Annotated in this window: 13 protein-coding genes; 2 read left to right on the plus strand and 11 right to left on the minus strand. The window is 53.6% G+C overall.

What is annotated here, in order from left to right; genetic code table 11:
• Positions 1-38: 38 nt before the first annotated feature.
• The 6 genes from OO731_RS03900 to OO731_RS03925 all read right to left on the minus strand — a co-directional run bounded on the left by OO731_RS03900 (position 39) and on the right by OO731_RS03925 (position 6,699).
• The gene (locus tag OO731_RS03900) at positions 39-1,286 is read right to left on the minus strand and encodes a glutamate-5-semialdehyde dehydrogenase (RefSeq protein WP_264889735.1); all 1,248 of its coding nucleotides are present in this window, start codon (positions 1,284-1,286) and stop codon (positions 39-41) included.
• A gap of 18 nt (positions 1,287-1,304) precedes the next feature.
• Positions 1,305-2,096: a glutamate 5-kinase gene (gene proB / locus OO731_RS03905; RefSeq protein ID WP_138315598.1), complete on the minus strand. Its 792-nt coding sequence runs from the start codon at positions 2,094-2,096 to the stop codon at positions 1,305-1,307.
• Entirely contained in the window at positions 2,097-3,617 is a 1,521-nt protein-coding gene (obgE, locus tag OO731_RS03910) for a GTPase ObgE (protein WP_264889736.1), read from the minus strand.
• Between the two features lie 84 nt (positions 3,618-3,701).
• Positions 3,702-3,956: a 50S ribosomal protein L27 gene (gene rpmA / locus OO731_RS03915; protein WP_138275495.1), complete on the minus strand. Its 255-nt coding sequence runs from the start codon at positions 3,954-3,956 to the stop codon at positions 3,702-3,704.
• Positions 3,957-3,970: 14 nt separating this feature from the next.
• Complete coding sequence (gene rplU, locus OO731_RS03920) at positions 3,971-4,279, minus strand: 50S ribosomal protein L21 (RefSeq protein ID WP_264889737.1); 309 nt, start codon at positions 4,277-4,279, stop codon at positions 3,971-3,973.
• Positions 4,280-4,383: 104 nt separating this feature from the next.
• The gene (locus tag OO731_RS03925) at positions 4,384-6,699 is read right to left on the minus strand and encodes an Rne/Rng family ribonuclease (protein ID WP_264889738.1); all 2,316 of its coding nucleotides are present in this window, start codon (positions 6,697-6,699) and stop codon (positions 4,384-4,386) included.
• Between the two features lie 94 nt (positions 6,700-6,793).
• Between OO731_RS03925 and OO731_RS03930 the strand changes: the two genes are divergently transcribed.
• A complete protein-coding gene (locus tag OO731_RS03930; protein ID WP_264889739.1) occupies positions 6,794-7,585 on the plus strand; it encodes a vitamin K epoxide reductase family protein in 792 nt (263 codons plus the stop codon).
• 36 nt (positions 7,586-7,621) lie between these two features.
• Here OO731_RS03930 and ndk read toward each other — a convergent pair whose 3' ends face one another.
• The 4 genes from ndk to ileS are packed head-to-tail and all read right to left on the minus strand — an operon-like array spanning position 7,622 to position 13,003.
• Complete coding sequence (gene ndk / locus OO731_RS03935) at positions 7,622-8,038, minus strand: nucleoside-diphosphate kinase (RefSeq protein ID WP_138275498.1); 417 nt, start codon at positions 8,036-8,038, stop codon at positions 7,622-7,624.
• Positions 8,039-8,413 (minus strand): DUF4233 domain-containing protein, encoded by a 375-nt coding sequence (locus OO731_RS03940; RefSeq protein WP_138275499.1) that lies wholly within the window; start codon positions 8,411-8,413, stop codon positions 8,039-8,041.
• On the minus strand, positions 8,406-9,779 hold the full coding sequence (locus OO731_RS03945; RefSeq protein WP_264889740.1) for a folylpolyglutamate synthase/dihydrofolate synthase family protein: 1,374 nt from the start codon (positions 9,777-9,779) through the stop codon (positions 8,406-8,408). The genes OO731_RS03940 and OO731_RS03945 overlap by 8 nt, the downstream gene beginning before the upstream one ends.
• Positions 9,776-13,003 (minus strand): isoleucine--tRNA ligase, encoded by a 3,228-nt coding sequence (gene ileS / locus OO731_RS03950; RefSeq protein WP_264889741.1) that lies wholly within the window; start codon positions 13,001-13,003, stop codon positions 9,776-9,778. Before ileS ends, OO731_RS03945 begins: the two co-directional genes overlap by 4 nt.
• A gap of 83 nt (positions 13,004-13,086) precedes the next feature.
• Between ileS and valS the strand changes: the two genes are divergently transcribed.
• Positions 13,087-15,714, plus strand: coding sequence for a valine--tRNA ligase (gene valS / locus OO731_RS03955; RefSeq protein ID WP_264889742.1), 2,628 nt, complete (start codon positions 13,087-13,089; stop codon positions 15,712-15,714).
• A gap of 75 nt (positions 15,715-15,789) precedes the next feature.
• Here valS and clpX read toward each other — a convergent pair whose 3' ends face one another.
• On the minus strand, positions 15,790-17,067 hold the full coding sequence (clpX, locus tag OO731_RS03960; protein WP_264889743.1) for an ATP-dependent Clp protease ATP-binding subunit ClpX: 1,278 nt from the start codon (positions 17,065-17,067) through the stop codon (positions 15,790-15,792).
• Positions 17,068-17,073: the final 6 nt, after the last annotated feature.

Below are 17,073 nucleotides of genomic sequence, written 5' to 3' on the forward strand. Positions count from 1 at the left end.
CCTAAGAACTTATTCCAGAATAACCTAGCCAGAGACCTTTAGGCTCTAACCTGACCAGTTCCGCGGACTAGCCACTTGGTTGAGGTCAGCTCAGGCAGGCCCATTGGTCCACGTGCGTGAAGCTTTTGGGTCGAAATACCAACTTCGGCGCCGAAACCAAACTCTCCGCCATCGGTGAATCGAGTCGATGCGTTGACCATGACGGTCGAGGCGTCAACTTCGTTCAGAAAACGCTCTGCGTTGGTCACATTTTCGGTAATAATCGCTTCGGTGTGCTTGGTCGAATACTGGGCGATGTGCACCAAGGCCTCATCTAGGTCTTTCACCACGCGAACCGCAATGTCTAGGTCGTGATACTCGGCAGACCAGTCGTCTTCTGTTGCCGGAATCGCCGCAAAAAAGGCATCCTGAGTTGCCTCATCACCGTGAATTCGAACACCAGACTCAGCCAGGCGATCAAGAACAGCCGGAAGAATCCGCTCCACAGCATTCTCGTGAATCAATAGGGTTTCGGCGGCATTACACACTGATGGGCGCTGCACCTTGGCATTGTGCACAATCTCAACAGCCCAGTCCAACCGTGCGGTTTCGTCGATGTAGATGTGCACGACTCCATCGCCAGTTTGAATTACCGGAACCTTGGCCTCATCAACGACCTGACGAATCAGACCGGCACCGCCGCGTGGAATCAAGACATCGATCAAACCCACCGCGCGCATCATCTCAACGCCGCCATCTCGACCAAACTCGTCGACAGTCTGGATCGCGGCACTGTCGAGACCGGCAAGAGCAAGGGCATCCTGCAGGAGCGCGACTAGCACAGCATTGGTGTTTTCGGCAGCGCGGCCACCTCTAAGCACAGTTGCATTCCCGCTCTTGATTGCCAGAACCGCAATGTCAATGGTCACATTCGGGCGGGCCTCGTAAATTACCCCGATAACGCCAAGTGGAACTCGAACCTGAGTGAGTTTTAGAGCATTTGGTAGAGACATGCCACGGATTACATCGCCAATCGGGTCCGGTAGCGCGATGATGTCTCGAACGGCGTCTGCAATGGCCTGAATTCGACCGTGATCTAACCTCAAACGGTCTTGGAGGCTATCGGTCATACCCTCAGCCTGGCCTTTGGCAAGGTCTTTGGCATTAGCTGCGATGATTTCATCCGCGCGAACCGGAAGCAGTTCAGCAATCTGACGCAGTGCCTCATTTTTTGTGGCAGTTGATGCCTGACCCAAAGAAGCCGAAGCTCCCTTCGCGAGGCGAATTTTCTCAATTGCAGTAACCATGGAATTAGCCTATTCGGGTTAGTTATTGATTGAAGGGTCAGACTCAAACCAGGTGCCAACCTCGGCACCAAGTAAGGCCTCTGAGACAAGGTCGGTGCTGGTCAGCAACACGGATACGCCTGAATCGGTGGCAATGCGTGCCGCAGAAACCTTGGTAACTGCACCCCCGGTGCCAACGACAGAACTGCTTCCGCCGATTTCAATACCTGAAAGATCCTCGTCAAAGCCGACATAATCGATGCGCTTGGCACCAGGCTTTGCCGGTGGCATGTCGTAGAGCGCATCAACATCGCTGAGCAGAATCAAGGCATCAGCCTTAACCAAAGCAGCGACCAGTGCCGCGAGCCGATCGTTGTCGCCAAAACGAATCTCTTGGGTGGCAACGGTGTCATTTTCGTTGACAATCGGCAAGACGCGAAGAGAAACGAGTCTGTCCATGGCGTGCCGTGCATTCTCGCGGGTTTCTTGAGCTTCAAGGTCACCAGAAGTTAGCAGGACCTGACCAGCAACAATTCCGTACTTCTCGAGGCTCTGCTGGTAACGAGAGATCAGTCGGCTTTGCCCCACTGAGGCCAAGGCTTGCGAGGTAGGTAGATCTTCAGGCTTAGTTTCAAAGCCCAGCAAAGGCATTCCGGTCGCGATTGCACCAGAAGACACCAGGATTACCTCAGTGCCGCGCTGGTGAGCAGCAGCCAGTGCGTCTACTAGCAGCTCAAGTTTGCCTTCGTTGGCACCACTGATTGAAGATGATCCAACTTTGACAACAACTCGCTTAGCCGCAGCCAGTTCGCTTCTGTCCTGAAGTCCCAATTAGTCTTCCTTTTCGAAGTCCTCAGGTGCTGACCAAATTCCGGCCACACCCTCTTTGCGCATTTCCTCACGCAATTCTGCCTTAGCATCCATGCGTTCTTTGTAGGTTGCGCGGCGTTCCTTGGTGGTACGGCGTTCGCGCATGTCAAAACGGGCGTCAGTTCCGCGTGGACCAGCAATTAGTTCTGCATTCGAGGCAATCGCAGGCTCCCAGTCAAAGACGATGCCCTTGTCTGGACCGATCACAACGGTAGAACCGGCGACAGCACCAGCCTTGAAAAGCTCTTGCTCGAGGCCAATCTTGCCCAAGCGGTCAGCCAAGTAACCAATCGCTTCTTCGTTGGCAAAGTTGGTTTGGTGAACCCAACGCTCTGGCTTCGGACCTAGGACTCGGAAGATTTCCTCTCCTCCGATTTCCTCGCGACGAATCTCAAACTTTGATTCATCGCGCTTTGCCTGCATCAGGTGGATGCGTGGCTTAACAGGTTCGGCTTCTTTTTCACGACGGGCATCTTCAACCAGCTTGGCCAAGGCAAAGTTAAGCTCACGAAGACCCTCTTTGCTTACTGCCGAGATGATGAAGACCTTGTACCCGCGGGCCTCTAGATCTGGTCGAACGAATTCAGCTAGTTCCTTGGCGTCAGGAACATCGGCCTTATTGAGTGCAATTAGTTGAGGGCGCTTGGTAAGCGGAATCTCACCCTCAGGCACCTCATAGGCATCAAGCTCCTTGAGAATTTTGTCCAAATCGGTGATTGGGTCACGGTTTGGCTCGAGGGTTGCACAGTCAATTACGTGAAGCAAGGCTGCACAACGCTCGACGTGGCGAAGGAACTGTAGACCAAGCCCCTTACCCTCGCTGGCACCTTCGATTAGACCTGGAACATCGGCGATAGTGAATCGAGTGTCACCGGCCTGAACCACACCTAGGTTTGGGTGCAAAGTTGTGAACGGGTAGTCGGCAATCTTTGGGCGGGCTGCAGACAGCGCCGCGATCAGCGATGACTTGCCGGCGCTTGGATAACCAACCAGAGCAACATCCGCAACGCTCTTGAGCTCGAGGATGATGTCCCCGCGCCATCCTGGTACACCAAACAGTGCAAAACCAGGCGCCTTACGCTTTGAGCTGGATAGTGCGGCATTTCCAAGGCCACCGATTCCGCCCTCAGCGATGATTAGCTCAACGCCAGGCTCATCAAGGTCGGCGATGACTCTTCCGCGGGCGTCCTTCACTACGGTTCCTACTGGAACCGAAAGCTGGAGGCTTTCACCATGGTGACCATTTCTGAAATCGCCGGCGCCGTCGCCGCCGTCACCAGCAGCGCGGTGAGGGTGAAAGTGGAAATCCAAAAGCGTGGTGACGTTTGGATCGGAAATCAGGCTGATGCTGCCGCCCTTGCCACCGTCGGCACCATCTGGGCCAGCAAGTGGCTTGAACTTTTCACGCTTTACAGAAACACAGCCGTCTCCGCCATCGCCGGCGCGCACGTGAAGGGTCACTTGGTCGACAAATGAAACCAAGATGTCCTCCTAAGGTCTAAATAATTTGTTTCAAGAAACAGGAAAGGCGAGCCAAAGGCTCGCCTCCCGATAAAACTAATAAAACTAAGCGGCCTCAACCACGTTTACAACGCGACGGCCACCCTTGGTACCGAATGCAACTGAGCCAGCTGAAAGAGCGAACAGAGTGTCGTCCTTACCCTTGCCAACGTTTGCACCTGGGTGGAAGTGGGTTCCGCGCTGACGAACTAGGATCTCGCCTGCGTTTACTTCTTGACCTGCGTAGCGCTTAACACCAAGACGCTGAGCGTTTGAGTCGCGGCCGTTTCGGGTCGAGCTAACACCTTTTTTGGAAGCCATTTTGTGTCAGTCCTTTACTTAATCTCAGTGACCTGGACGCGAGTAAGGTCTGCACGGAAACCCTGACGCTTCTTGTAACCGGTCTTGTTCTTGTACTTCTGGATGATGATCTTTGGACCACGTAGGTCGTTTAGGACCTCAGCGGTTACCTTTACCTTGGCAAGTGCCTTGGCATCGGTTGTGACCTTGTCGCCATCAACTAGAAGAAGAGCTGCTAGCTCAATCTTGCCGTTGGCGTCAGCCTTGATACGGTCGAGAGTCACGATGGTGCCTACTGACACCTTCTCTTGACGGCCGCCTGCGCGGACTACTGCGTAAACCACAGATCTACCCTTTGTTCGAAAGTCTTATGTTGTTGCATATGCGAATACTCAGCAAGGCAACGAGGATTTAGTCTACCCTGCCAAACGGCTGGGGTCAAACCTATTTACTCGGCAGTTTGCTGATTTGCTGAATTTTCAGCGGGTGCCGCGGCACCGGCGCTAGTTGCACGACGCGGCTTGCGTCGGCCCTGGCCCGGAGCTTTAGGCTCTGGAAGCGCCTCAAGGACTGCCTCCAGAAGTTTTTCGGTCTCAACCTTTGGCTGCGCGTCTGAAACGACCTTGGCTGTAGGCAATGAAATAGGCGACTCTTCGCCGGCAGCCTCATGTGCTGCCACCGTAGAAGCAGCAATCTTGGTAATCACGCTGTTCAACTCAACCGCTCGCTCAGGAGTCACGACCTTGGCGACCTCTTGCTTTTGGTTTGAACCGCGGTTGCGCTTTTTACCCTGGCCCTGCTGGTTCTGCTGAGGCTTGGAATCATCGAGTACGTGGTTCTTGGAGCGCATAATTGGCTCGTGGTGCACAATCACACCGCGACTTGCACATGCTTCACATGGCTCGCTGAAGGCCTCAAGAAGTCCGATGCCGAGCTTCTTTCGAGTCATCTGAACCAGACCCAGTGAGGTTACCTCGGCAACCTGGTGCTTGGTGCGGTCACGACTTAGGCATTCCATCAGACGGCGCTGTACTAGATCACGGTTGGACTCTAGGACCATGTCGATGAAGTCGACAACGATGATTCCACCAATGTCGCGGAGGCGCAGCTGACGCACAATTTCTTCAGCAGCTTCAAGGTTGTTCTTGGTTACCGTCTCTTCAAGGTTTCCGCCTGAGCCAACAAACTTTCCGGTGTTGACGTCAACAACGGTCATCGCCTCGGTGCGGTCAATAACCAATGAACCACCCGAAGGCAAATAAACCTTGCGATCAAGAGCTTTGGCAATCTGCTCGCCAACCCGGTACTCATCAAATACGTCGCGGGTACCTTCATACTTTTCGACACGCTCGAGCAGATCTGGCGCAACCGACTTTAGGTACTCTTCGATGACCTCGCGGGCATCATCACCAGCGATAACCATCTTCTGGAAGTCTTCGTTGAAGACATCACGAACGATTTTGACCAGCAAGTCCGGCTCGCTGTGCAGAAGAACCGGGGCCTGACCCTTTTCGACCTTCTTGCTAATGGCTTCCCACTGGGCCTGCAAACGCTGAACGTCAAGAGTTAGCTGCTCTTCGGTCGCACCCTCGGCGGCAGTTCTCACGATTACGCCGGCATCCTCAGGCAAGATTTCCTTCAAAATCTTCTTCAGACGGGCACGCTCAGAATCTGGCAACTTACGTGAGATTCCATTCATTGATCCGTTAGGAACGTAGACCAAATAACGGCCAGGTAGCGAAACCTGGCTGGTTAGGCGTGCACCCTTTTGACCAACAGGGTCCTTGGTTACCTGCACCAAAACTGTGTCGCCTGACTTCAGAGCCAGCTCGATACGACGCGGCTGGTTTCCAGTCTCGGCAAGTTCCCAGTCGACCTCGCCAGAGTAAAGCACGGCGTTACGTCCGCGACCCACGTCAACGAAGGCAGCCTCCATCGAAGGAAGCACATTCTGAATCTTGCCTAGGTAAACATTGCCGATCAGCGAGGCCTCAGAGGCCTTGGCTACGTAGTGCTCAACCAAAATTCCATCTTCAAGCACACCGATTTGGATTTTGCCGTCTTTAGAACGGACAACCATGGTGCGGTCGACTGCCTCGCGACGGGCCAAAAATTCTGACTCGGTGATGATTGTGCGACGGCGACCGGCATCGCGTCCATCGCGACGGCGCTGCTTTTTGGCTTCAAGTCTGGTTGAGCCCTTAACACGGGTTGGCTCATTGCTTGGTTCTTTTGGCTCGCGTGGGGTTCGAACCTTAACCACGGCATTCGGAGCTACCGCAGCTACATCGCCCTCTTCACCAGCGCGGCGGCGGGTTCGTGTGCGTCGGTGGCTCTCGCCGTTGTCGCTCTCGTCCAGAATTGGTCGACCGCGTTTTGCATCGATGACCGGAGTCGGGAGATCTGGAGCCATGAACATAAGTGAGGTTGCCGAGATCGGAGCCAGTGGCGCAACCGGCGCGGCTACTTCTGCCTCGATAGATGCTTCAGAGGCTGGTGCAGCAACCTTTTTAGCGGAAGCTCGTTTGGCTGGGGCACGCTTTGCCGGAGCCTTAGCTGCCTCGACTACCTCTTCAATGGAAGCAGGCTGTGCGTCTTGGGTTTTCTTGCCCGCGGCGCGACGCGCTGGGGTCTTTTTAGCTGGGGTTTCAAGCTGAAGGATGTCTAGTGCCTCAACTGCCGCCTCGACCACTTTTTTGGTGCGGCGAGCACGTGCTGGCTTTTCATCGGTAGCAGGTACGTCTAAGTTTTGTTTATTCACCATTTCTGGTGCACTCCAAGCTGCCTTTACCTGGGCCACACTCACCAAGCACTAAGGCGTAAATCGTTGCTGACCCCTTTTGAGGCCAACCAAATCTGTGTTCAAGCAACCTGTGTCTGCGGTTACCGCTGCCCGATGGGACTTACGCGATTTCAACGCTTTGGTTCTTGAGAAATCTGCGTCGATTCAGGTGTGGCCTGAAACAACTCCTCTAAGTATGACACCACGGAGGCGAAAAGTCATCCAAGCGCCGTGTAATACTGGAAAGGTGAGCCTAGGAATTAGCAACGAACCGATTGCGTCAACACCCAATAAGAGCTTTGCTTGGACGTTGATCCTGACCGGTATTTTGGGTTGGATTGCCGCTTTCACCCTCACACTCGAGCGCATCCATGTGGCAACAAACCCAGATGCAACCTTGAGCTGTGACATCAGTCCGTTTATTTCCTGCAAATCGGTGATGCTAACCGCACAGGCTTCCCTGTTTGGCTTTCCAAACCCGCTGATCGGGTTGAGCGCTTTTATAGTTCCGGTTGTAGTCGGCGCTGCAATCTTGAGCGGTGCAAAGTTTGCAGCATGGTTCTGGCGGCTTTTCAGCCTGGGCGTGACTTTGGGCTTCTTATTCGTTCTTTGGCTTTTTATTCAAAGCTCGTTTGTAATCAATGTCTTGTGCCCATACTGCATGGTGGCCTGGGCGGCTATGGTTCCGATGTTCTGGAAAGTAATCCTGTTCGGAACCAAAGACGGATTCATCGACACACCACTTAGGTTTGTAGATTTCTTTGACCGCGCTTACGACAAGGCCTGGCTGTTCACTCTGATCACTGAGCTGGTAATTGTCCTAGTTATCGTGCTCCGCTTTTGGCAGTGGTGGCCGACCCTCTTCTAGAGGTATTTAGTTTCTAGCTACTGAGAATTTGGAAGCTTAGAACCAGAGAGCAAGTTCGCGGGCAGCAGATTCCTCTGAGTCAGAACCGTGGACTAGGTTTTGCTGGACCTTCAGACCCCAGTCGCGACCCAAATCTCCACGAATTGTGCCAGGAGCCGCCACGGTTGGGTCGGTGGCGCCGGCTAGTGAACGGAACCCCTCGATTACTCGGTGCCCTTCAAGCTTGATGGCAACAACATCTCCTGAACCCATGAACTCAACAAGTGGTTCGTAAAAAGGCTTACCCTCATGCTCGGCGTAGTGCATCGCCAGCAAATCACGGCTAGGGGTCAACTTCTTGAGATCGGCAACAACATATCCCTTGGCCTCACATCGAGCGATGATCTCACCGATGAGGTTGCGCTTAACACCGTCAGGCTTTACCAAGACTAGAGTTTGCTGAATTTCTGACATTTACTGTTCCTCCGACTGAATATCGCCCAGTCCGCGTTCATAAGCGGCTCTTGCCTTGTCAATAGTGCTACCTGCGATCATCGCCCATGCCCAAAGACAGACGAAAATACCGCCGATTACGTACATGAGTGGAACCCAGATACCGGTGCTGACGACCACAATCTGAAGGAACCAGCCCCAAGCGTACGAAAACTTTTTACCCAGAACAGCCGGTGTGAGGATGAGCAGGAAGGAGATTGACAACCCCACGGCCCAGACAGTCGGTCCGTCGGCAACCTTGAGACCAAAAGCCACGAGCATGGCAAAAAATACGACAAATGACTCGAAAGCCATGAGCATGGAGCCCAGAGTTCGTTGGGTAGAACGGTTACGCATCTTGTTCGGCCTCTATCTGTTTTAGTTTTAGAACCTCGCCGACTAGGGTTATCGAGCCGGTTGCAACGATTGCCCCGGCTTGACCTGCCGGCAGCAGCAGGATGGCTTCAGCCATGGCCCACTGCGGATTTGACTGAACCCGAACCCGATCCTCGCCGAAAATTTCACGGGCCAAAACGGCCAGTTCCTCAGCAGGTATCGCCCGCGGAGACGCGGACTGAGTGATGACAAATTCTACGAAAGAATCATCAAGCTCTTCGAGGAGAGCCCGAGCATCTTTTTCGGCCAAGATAGAAACCACACCAATTGCGTAAGGCGAGCCGAAATCGTCTTTCAGTGCCTTAGCAAGCGATTTCGCGCCCTCTGGGTTATGCGCGGCATCAAGAATGGTTAGTGGCTCACGCCCAACCACCTGCAAACGGCCTGGCGAGGAAAAGTCAGCGAAAGCAGCACGCACGACATCGTCCATAATTCTCTGGTCTCCGCCACCGAGAAACGCCTCAACTGCGGCCACCGCAAGGGCGGCATTCTGAGCCTGATAGAAGCCGTGAACCGCAAGGTTCAAGTCGTGATACTCGCCGGCAAGAGTTCGAATAGAAACAGTCTGGCCAAGGATGTTCGGCTCAGACGAAAGCACTTCGAAACCAACTCCGTAGGCAGTCATTTTTTCGGCAACTTCGGCAGCACGAACCTCAAGCTGCTCGAAGGCCTCGGCCGACTGAGTTGAGCTCAGCACGATTGCGCCGGGTTTGATAATTCCAGCCTTGGTTTTGGCGATTGCAGCAAGGGTGTCACCCAAGCGGTCGGCGTGATCGATGGAAATCGGTGTAAACACAGCCACATCACCATCAGCGACGTTGGTTGAATCCCACTCGCCACCCATACCAACTTCTAGCACCAGAACATCTACAGGAGCATCGGCAAATATTGAGAATCCCAAAACGGCAAGCGCTTCAAAGAAAGTCAACGGCTCGTCGCCGGAAGCAGCTAATTCTTCGTCAACTAGGCCAAGGATCGGCTCGATTTCAGTCCAGACCGAATAAAGTCGCTCGTCGCTGACTGGCTCTCCGTCGAGTGACATACGCTCGTTGAGTTTGACTAGGTGCGGGCTTGTGAAACGTCCGGTTCGAAGTCCGTGTTCCCGCAAAAGCCTCTCGGTGAAACGAGCGGTGCTGGTTTTGCCATTGGTGCCGGTGATGTGAATAACGCGGTAGGCCTTTTGAGGGTCACCCAACAGTTGGGTTGCCCGCAGTGTTGGCTCTAATCTTGGCCTGATCTGATTCTCTGGAACGCGCTTCAACAGCGCGGCCTCAACCTCTAAGGCTTTGTTCTCCCAGTACTGGTCGGTTTCGCTAAATTCGCTCAAAGTTTTTCCACCAAAACAGCAACCTGCTGACCTTCACCTACGGCAACTGTCGCCTCAGTGACCGCCGCGGTAACTGAATCAAGCTCAAGGGTCAAGGTTTCTGACTTGACCAATTCAGCATGCGCATTTACGGCTGCAAGAACATCGGCATCAGCAGTTAACGTGAGTTTGATTCGGTCGCTTACGTCCAAGCCAGCCTCTTTACGGGCGTTCTGAACCGCACGGATAACATCGCGAGCCAAGCCCTCTGCTGCCAACTTCGGCGAAACAGCGCCGTCGAGAATCAAGAATCCGGTCGGCAAGATTCCAATGTGATCGGTAGATTCCTCGCCAGAATCAGCTTTGGCAACCAAGTCGATGGCATACTCGCCCTCAATTAGCTCTACCCCACCGACCACGACCTTGCCGTCGGCGTCTGACCAATCACCAGATTTAGAGGCCTGAATAACTGCCTGAACGCTCTTGCCGATTCGAGGGCCGGCTGCGCGAGAGTTAACCGTCAAGCGCTTTACTACGCCAAACTCATCGGCCGAGTCCAGTGACATTTCGACCAGCTTGACCGACTTTACGTTCAACTCCTCAGCAATGATGCCGCTGAACTGCTCGAGATCAGCTGCTTGCTTAGTAACGACCGTGAGGGTGGCTAGCGGAAGACGCACTCTTAGACCAGCTGTCTTTCGAAGGCTGTTGGCCACAGAACTAACGGTTCGCACCTGGTCCATCGCTGATACCAACGCGGCATCGTGCGGCAGGCCGGTTGCATCTGGCCAGTTTTCAAGGTGAACACTTCGTCCACCAGTCAGGCCACGCCAAATTTCTTCGGCCACCATCGGAAGCAATGGCGCTGCAACACGGCAGACAATCTCAAGAATCGTGTAGAGGGTGTCGAAGGCCTCTGCAGAGCCCTCCCAGAAGCGGTCACGAGAGCGACGAACGTACCAGTTCGTCAAAACATCGGCGAAGTCGCGCAGTGCACCGGTCGCAGAATATGAGTCAAAGCGATTCAGGTGTTGCTCAACCTCGATAACCAAATCGTGGGCTTTAGACAACAGGTAACGGTCAAGGACATCGGTGCTGTCTACTGACCACTTGGCTTCATAGTTTGCTGCGTTTGCATACAGCGAGAAGAAGTAATAGGTGTTCCACAAAGGCAAAAGCACCTGACGAACACCCTCACGGATTCCCTGCTCAGTGACGATTAGATTGCCGCCACGAAGGATTGGGCTGGACAGCAGGAACCAACGCATTGCATCGGCGCCATCGCGGTCAAAAACCTCGTTGACATCTGGATAGTTGCGCAAAGACTTCGACATCTTTTGCCCATCATTACCCAAAATGATTCCGTGAGAAACCGCTGACTTGAACGCTGGGCGATCAAATAGTGCGGTTGAAAGTACGTGCAGGGTATAGAACCAACCGCGGGTTTGACCCACATACTCAACGATGTAGTCACCCGGGTTGTGCGAGTCAAACCAATCACGGTTCTCAAACGGATAGTGAGCCTGCGCGAAAGGCATGGAACCTGACTCGAACCAGCAATCCAGAACCTCAGGAACTCGACGCATTGTTGACTTGCCGGTCGGGTCATCTGGGTTTGGTCGGGTCAACTCATCAATAACCGGGCGGTGGAAGTCCTCAGGGCGGACACCAAAGTCACGTTCCATCTCATCCAGAGAACCGTAGACATCGATGCGTGGGTAATTTGGATCGTCCGACTTCCAAACCGGAATCGGAGCGCCCCAGAATCGGTTTCGGCTGATGGCCCAATCGCGAACGTTTTCCAACCACTTTCCAAAGGAACCATCCTTGGTGTGGTCAGGAGTCCAATCGATCTGCTGATTTAGCTCAAGCATGCGATCGCGCAACTTTGTGGTCTCCACAAACCAAGACGAAACAGCCTTGTAGATGAGCGGGTTCTTGCAGCGGTAACAGTGTGGATATGAGTGCTCGTAGCTTGCCTGACGCAGCACCCGCCCATTGGTCTTCAGTAGCTGAGAAATCGGCTTGTTGGCTTCGAAAACGTGCTGACCCTCGAAGTCAGTGATCAGGGAGTTGAACTCGCCACGTTCGTTGATCGAGACATAGGTTGGGATACCCGCAGCATTACAAACGTTTTGGTCGTCCTCACCGTAGGCCGGAGCCTGGTGGACGATGCCGGTGCCGTCAGAATCGGCTACGTAATCTGCCACGACTACCTGCCAGGCATTTTCAATCTCAAATTTTTCTGAATCTGCGTAGTAGTCGAACAGGCGCTCGTAGCGCAGACCCGCCAACTCTTCACCGAGGTGTACCTCTGAGACAGCAGCCAGGGCATCCTCTGCAGACTCATAGCCCAAGTCCTTGGCGTAACCACCGAGCAGCGATTTGGCGATTACGTACTGAGTGCCAGGTTGACCGCCGTCAACTGCACCGTCAGCACCAGCCGGAACAACGGCGTACTCGATTTTTGGACCAACGGCCAACGCAAAGTTAGTCGGCAGGGTCCACGGTGTGGTGGTCCATGCCAAAAGTCTCGCTCCGGCCAACTTCTGCCCCGCAGAGATCGGGAACGTGACGGTTAGGGTCTGATCCTGGCGGTTCTTGTAAACCTCGTCATCCATGCGCAACTCATGGTTGGACAATGGGGTTTCACAGCGCCAGCAGTAAGCCAAAACCTTGAAGCCCTCGTAGATGAGGCCCTTTTTGTGAAGCTCACTAAAGGCCCACAGCACCGATTCGGTGTAATCCTTGTCCAAGGTCTTGTAGTCATTATCAAAGTCAACCCAGCGTGCCTGGCGGGTTACGTAGCTGCGCCACTCTTCGGTGTACTTCAACACCGATGTTTTGCAGTAAGCGTTGAACTTATCGATTCCAAACTTCTCGATCTCTGGGCGACCGGAGATTTTGAGCTGGCGCTCGGCTTCAACTTCGGCTGGCAAACCATGGGTATCCCAGCCGAAACGACGTTCTACTCGGTATCCCTGCATGGTCTTGAACCTTGGAACCATGTCCTTGGCGTATCCAGTTAGAAGGTGGCCGTAGTGCGGCAATCCATTCGCAAATGGAGGACCATCGTAGAAAACAAATTCCTCAGCATCAGCAGCTTTTCTCTGATCGATTGAAGCTTGAAAAGTGCCGTCCTGCTCCCAATAGGCCAGAATCTTCTCTTCAACGCCAGGGAAGCTAGGGCTTGGGTTTACACCCTCGCGCGCGGCGTTAGAGAGGTCATTGTTCTTGGGATACATGCAAGGCTTTCTTAGCTGTAATCAGAAGGATTTCTACTATCAATGTTAACCTGTAACAAACCCTTTTTTTGGAGACTTACAGCGTGAATACTGCCTCATCTGGCTCATTGAGCAACATCCTTGCCCCTGCTACCACCCCAGAAAAGGTGGGCGTCGAAGGCCTGGAAGACAAATGGGCTCTGCGCTGGGAAGAAGACGGCACCTACCACTTCCGCCGTGAAGCTACCCGCGAGCAGATTTATTCAATTGATACCCCTCCTCCAACCGTTTCAGGCTCACTTCACGTTGGACACGTCTTTAGCTACACCCACACCGATGTGGTTGCGCGTTTCAAGCGCATGTCAGGCTACGAGGTCTACTACCCGATGGGTTGGGATGACAACGGACTTCCGACCGAACGTAGGGTCCAGAATTTCTTCGGTGTTCGCTGCGACCCGTCACTGCCTTACGTAGAAGGCTTTGTTCCACCATTCGAGGGCGGAGACAACAAGTCTTCGAAGGCTGCAGACCAGGTCCCAATTTCACGCCGCAACTTCATCGAATTGTGCGAAAAGCTAACTACTGAGGACGAGAAGCAGTTTGAAGCGCTCTGGCGCCGTCTTGGCCTTTCAGTTGACTGGAACCAGACCTACCAAACCATTTCGCCTGCGGCCATCGCGGTTTCACAAAAGGCTTTCTTGAACAACCTCGAACGCGGCGAGGCCTACCAGTCGATGGCACCTACCCTGTGGGACATCACCTTCCGCACCGCTGTGGCTCAGGCAGAACTTGAAGATCGTGAACAACCTGGCGCTTACCACCGTCTAGGTTTTGACGGTCCTGAGGGCAAGATTTTCATTGAGACCACCCGACCTGAGCTTTTGCCAGCTTGTGTTGCCCTCGTAGCGCACCCAGATGACGAGCGCTACCAGTCCCTCTTCGGTAAGACGGTCACCACTCCCCTATTCGGTGTCGAAGTTCCAGTCGTCGCCCACCGCTTGGCTCAAATTGACAAGGGCTCAGGCATTGCCATGATCTGTACCTTTGGTGACGTAACCGACGTAATTTGGTGGCGCGAGCTAGACCTACCTAACCGAGCAATCCTTGGCTGGGATGGTCGAATCATCGAGGAAATGCCTGAGGCAATTACCTCTGAAAAGGGCAGGGCAGCTTATGCCGAGTTGGTTGGCAAAACCGTATTCTCGGCTAAACAGCGAGTCGTAGAGCTACTCAAAGAGTCCGGTGACATGGTTGGCGACCCAAAGCCGATTACCCACGACGTTAAGTTTTTCGAAAAGGGTGACAAGCCTCTCGAGATTGTTTCTACTCGCCAGTGGTACATCCGTAATGGCGGTCGCGATGCAGCACTTCGCGAACGACTAATCGAGCTGGGCAAAGACCTTAACTTTGTGCCTGATTTCATGCGCGTCAGATTCGAGAACTGGGTAAATGGCCTCACCGGTGACTGGCTAATTTCTCGTCAACGATTCTTCGGTGTGCCAATTCCAGTTTGGTACCCAATTGACGCAAACGGTGAAACCAACTTCGATTCGCCTCTGGTACCGGCAGCGAATCAGCTTCCTATCGACCCTTCAACCGATGTTCCAGACGGATACATTGCAGCACAGCGCGGAGTTGCTGGCGGCTTTGTCGGCGAAATGGACATCATGGACACCTGGGCCACATCTTCTTTGACGCCTCAGCTTGCTGGCGGATGGATTGAGGATCCGGAGAAGTTTGCCAAGGTCTTCCCATACGATTTGCGCCCACAGGGCCAAGACATCATCCGCACCTGGCTGTTCTCAACCCTCCTGCGTGCCGAGCAGGAGCATGGCGAGCTTCCGTGGACTAACGCGGCAATCTCAGGTTGGATTCTGGACCCTGACCGCAAGAAGATGTCGAAGTCAAAGGGCAACGTGGTTGTTCCTGCTGAGCCAATTGACAACCATGGTGCGGACGCAGTCCGCTACTGGGCAGCTTCGGCCCGCTTGGGCACCGATGCTGCCTTTGACGAAGGTCAGATGAAGGTTGGTCGCAGACTTGCAGTGAAGCTGCTGAATGCTGCCAAGTTTGCACTGTCGTTTGAAGTGCCTGCGGGTTCAACCGAGGTTACCGAACCAGTAGACCAGGCCATGCTTTTGAGCCTTGCCGACGTAATTACTGCTGCAACCGATGCCTTCGAAGCATACGACCACACCAAGGCACTCGAACTTACCGAGAAGTTCTTCTGGGGCTTCACCGATAACTACCTCGAGCTCGTCAAGGACCGCGCCTACAACGCAGATGGTTCGGTTTCGCCAGCACAGCAGGCTTCGGCGGCAATCGCTCTTCGTAAAGCACTTCACACAATGTTGCGCCTTTTCGCTCCATTCTTGCCATTTGCAACTGATGAGGTGTGGGGTTGGTGGCAAAAGGATGCGGGTTCAATCCACCGCGCGGCCTGGCCAACCACGGATGACCTCATCGCTGGACTAGACGCCTCAAACCACGGCTTACTTGAGTTAGCAGCAACCGCCTTGGTTGGCGTACGCAAAGCAAAGTCTGATGCCAAAGTCTCTATGAAAGCAGCGGTCGAATCTGCTGTCATCGAGGCCCCGGCAACCGTTCTAACCAGCCTGCGCCTACTTGAAGCTGACCTCAAATCAGTGGGCCGAATCGCAACTTTGGGTTACGCCGAGGGCGAGGAACTCGCTATGGTTGACGTCATCCTGGCCGAGGTTCCTGAAGCCTAGAGCTCAAAGAAAATCCCGCCCGAGAAAACCTCAGGCGGGATTTTTTTTAATTAAATTCGGTCAAGACCTAGACAACTAGGCTGACTTCGACTGTCGAGTTGACTTGAAAGGTTCGACTGCCGGTTGGGCACCTGTGGTCACCACAGACTCGGTAATACGCACAACACCCTGAACTTCACTGCCCGGGATCTCGAACATCACTGGGCCAAGAATCTCTTCCATGATTGCGCGCAAACCACGCGCTCCAGTTTCGCGGGCAACGGCTAGATCGGCAATTGCAACCAGAGCCTCGTGATCAAACTCCAGTTCAAAACCGTCAAGCTCGAACATCCTCTGATACTGCTTCACGAGAGCGTTCTTTGGTTCGGTGAGAATTTGCATCAGGGCACTTCGGTCAAGTGGGGTCACCGTTGCCAAAACTGGCAGGCGGCCTATGAACTCAGGAATTAGACCAAACTTACGAAGATCCTCTGGTTGAACCTCGGTGAAGATTTCAACGTTGTCGTTCTTACCCGCAATTGGCGAACCAAATCCAATGCCCTTTTTACCCGCTCGAGCAGAAATAATTTCTTCAAGCCCGGCAAAAGCACCGGCCACGATAAACAGAACGTTCGTCGTGTCTAGTTGGATAAATTCTTGCTGCGGGTGCTTGCGCCCACCCTGAGGAGGAACAGAGGCAACTGTGCCCTCCAGGATTTTCAACAGAGCCTGCTGGACACCCTCACCGGATACATCGCGGGTAATTGATGGGTTCTCAGCTTTTCTAGAGATTTTGTCGATCTCATCAATGTAGATGATTCCGGTTTCGGCGCGCTTGACGTCAAAATCGGCAGCCTGAAGAAGTTTGAGGAGAATGTTTTCAACGTCCTCACCAACGTAGCCGGCCTCGGTCAATGCAGTTGCGTCGGCAACAGCAAACGGAACGTTCAAACGCTTTGCCAGAGTCTGGGCCAAGTAAGTCTTGCCACAACCGGTTGGGCCAATCATCAAAATGTTTGATTTGGCAATTTCAATTGAGTCGTGTTCTTTACCAGCAGCAGTGAGTGTGCCGCGACTGCGAAGACGCTTGTAGTGGTTGTAAACGGCTACTGCCAGGGCCTTTTTGGCTTGATCCTGGCCAATCACGTATTCGTCAAGGAAGCCCTTGATTTCGCGAGGTTTTGGAAGGTCGATTTCTTCGACACCTTCAGCAACCGCAGCGCCAAGTTCCTCTTCAATAATTTCGTTGCACAGCTCGATGCACTCGTCACAGATGTACACACCTGGACCGGCGATGAGTTTGCGAACTTGCTTTTGGCTCTTTCCGCAAAAAGAGCACTTGAGCATATCGCTTGATTCGCTGAGCTGAGTCATAGAAAA

Origin of the sequence: Rhodoluna sp. KAS3, from assembly GCF_026000575.1 — a bacterium.
Lineage (GTDB): Bacteria > Actinomycetota > Actinomycetes > Actinomycetales > Microbacteriaceae > Rhodoluna.

What these genes read in the sequence shown, in the direction of transcription:
- ndk (WP_138275498.1), bottom strand. Translation starts at nt 8,038, where the DNA reads ATGTCAGAAATTCAGCAAACTCTAGTCTTGGTAAAGCCTGACGGTGTT.
- clpX (WP_264889743.1), bottom strand. Translation starts at nt 17,067, where the DNA reads ATGACTCAGCTCAGCGAATCAAGCGATATGCTCAAGTGCTCTTTTTGC.
- OO731_RS03925 (WP_264889738.1), bottom strand. Translation starts at nt 6,699, where the DNA reads ATGGTGAATAAACAAAACTTAGACGTACCTGCTACCGATGAAAAGCCA.
- OO731_RS03940 (WP_138275499.1), bottom strand. Translation starts at nt 8,413, where the DNA reads ATGCGTAACCGTTCTACCCAACGAACTCTGGGCTCCATGCTCATGGCT.
- OO731_RS03900 (WP_264889735.1), bottom strand. Translation starts at nt 1,286, where the DNA reads ATGGTTACTGCAATTGAGAAAATTCGCCTCGCGAAGGGAGCTTCGGCT.
- rpmA (WP_138275495.1), bottom strand. Translation starts at nt 3,956, where the DNA reads ATGGCTTCCAAAAAAGGTGTTAGCTCGACCCGAAACGGCCGCGACTCA.
- ileS (WP_264889741.1), bottom strand. Translation starts at nt 13,003, where the DNA reads ATGTATCCCAAGAACAATGACCTCTCTAACGCCGCGCGCGAGGGTGTA.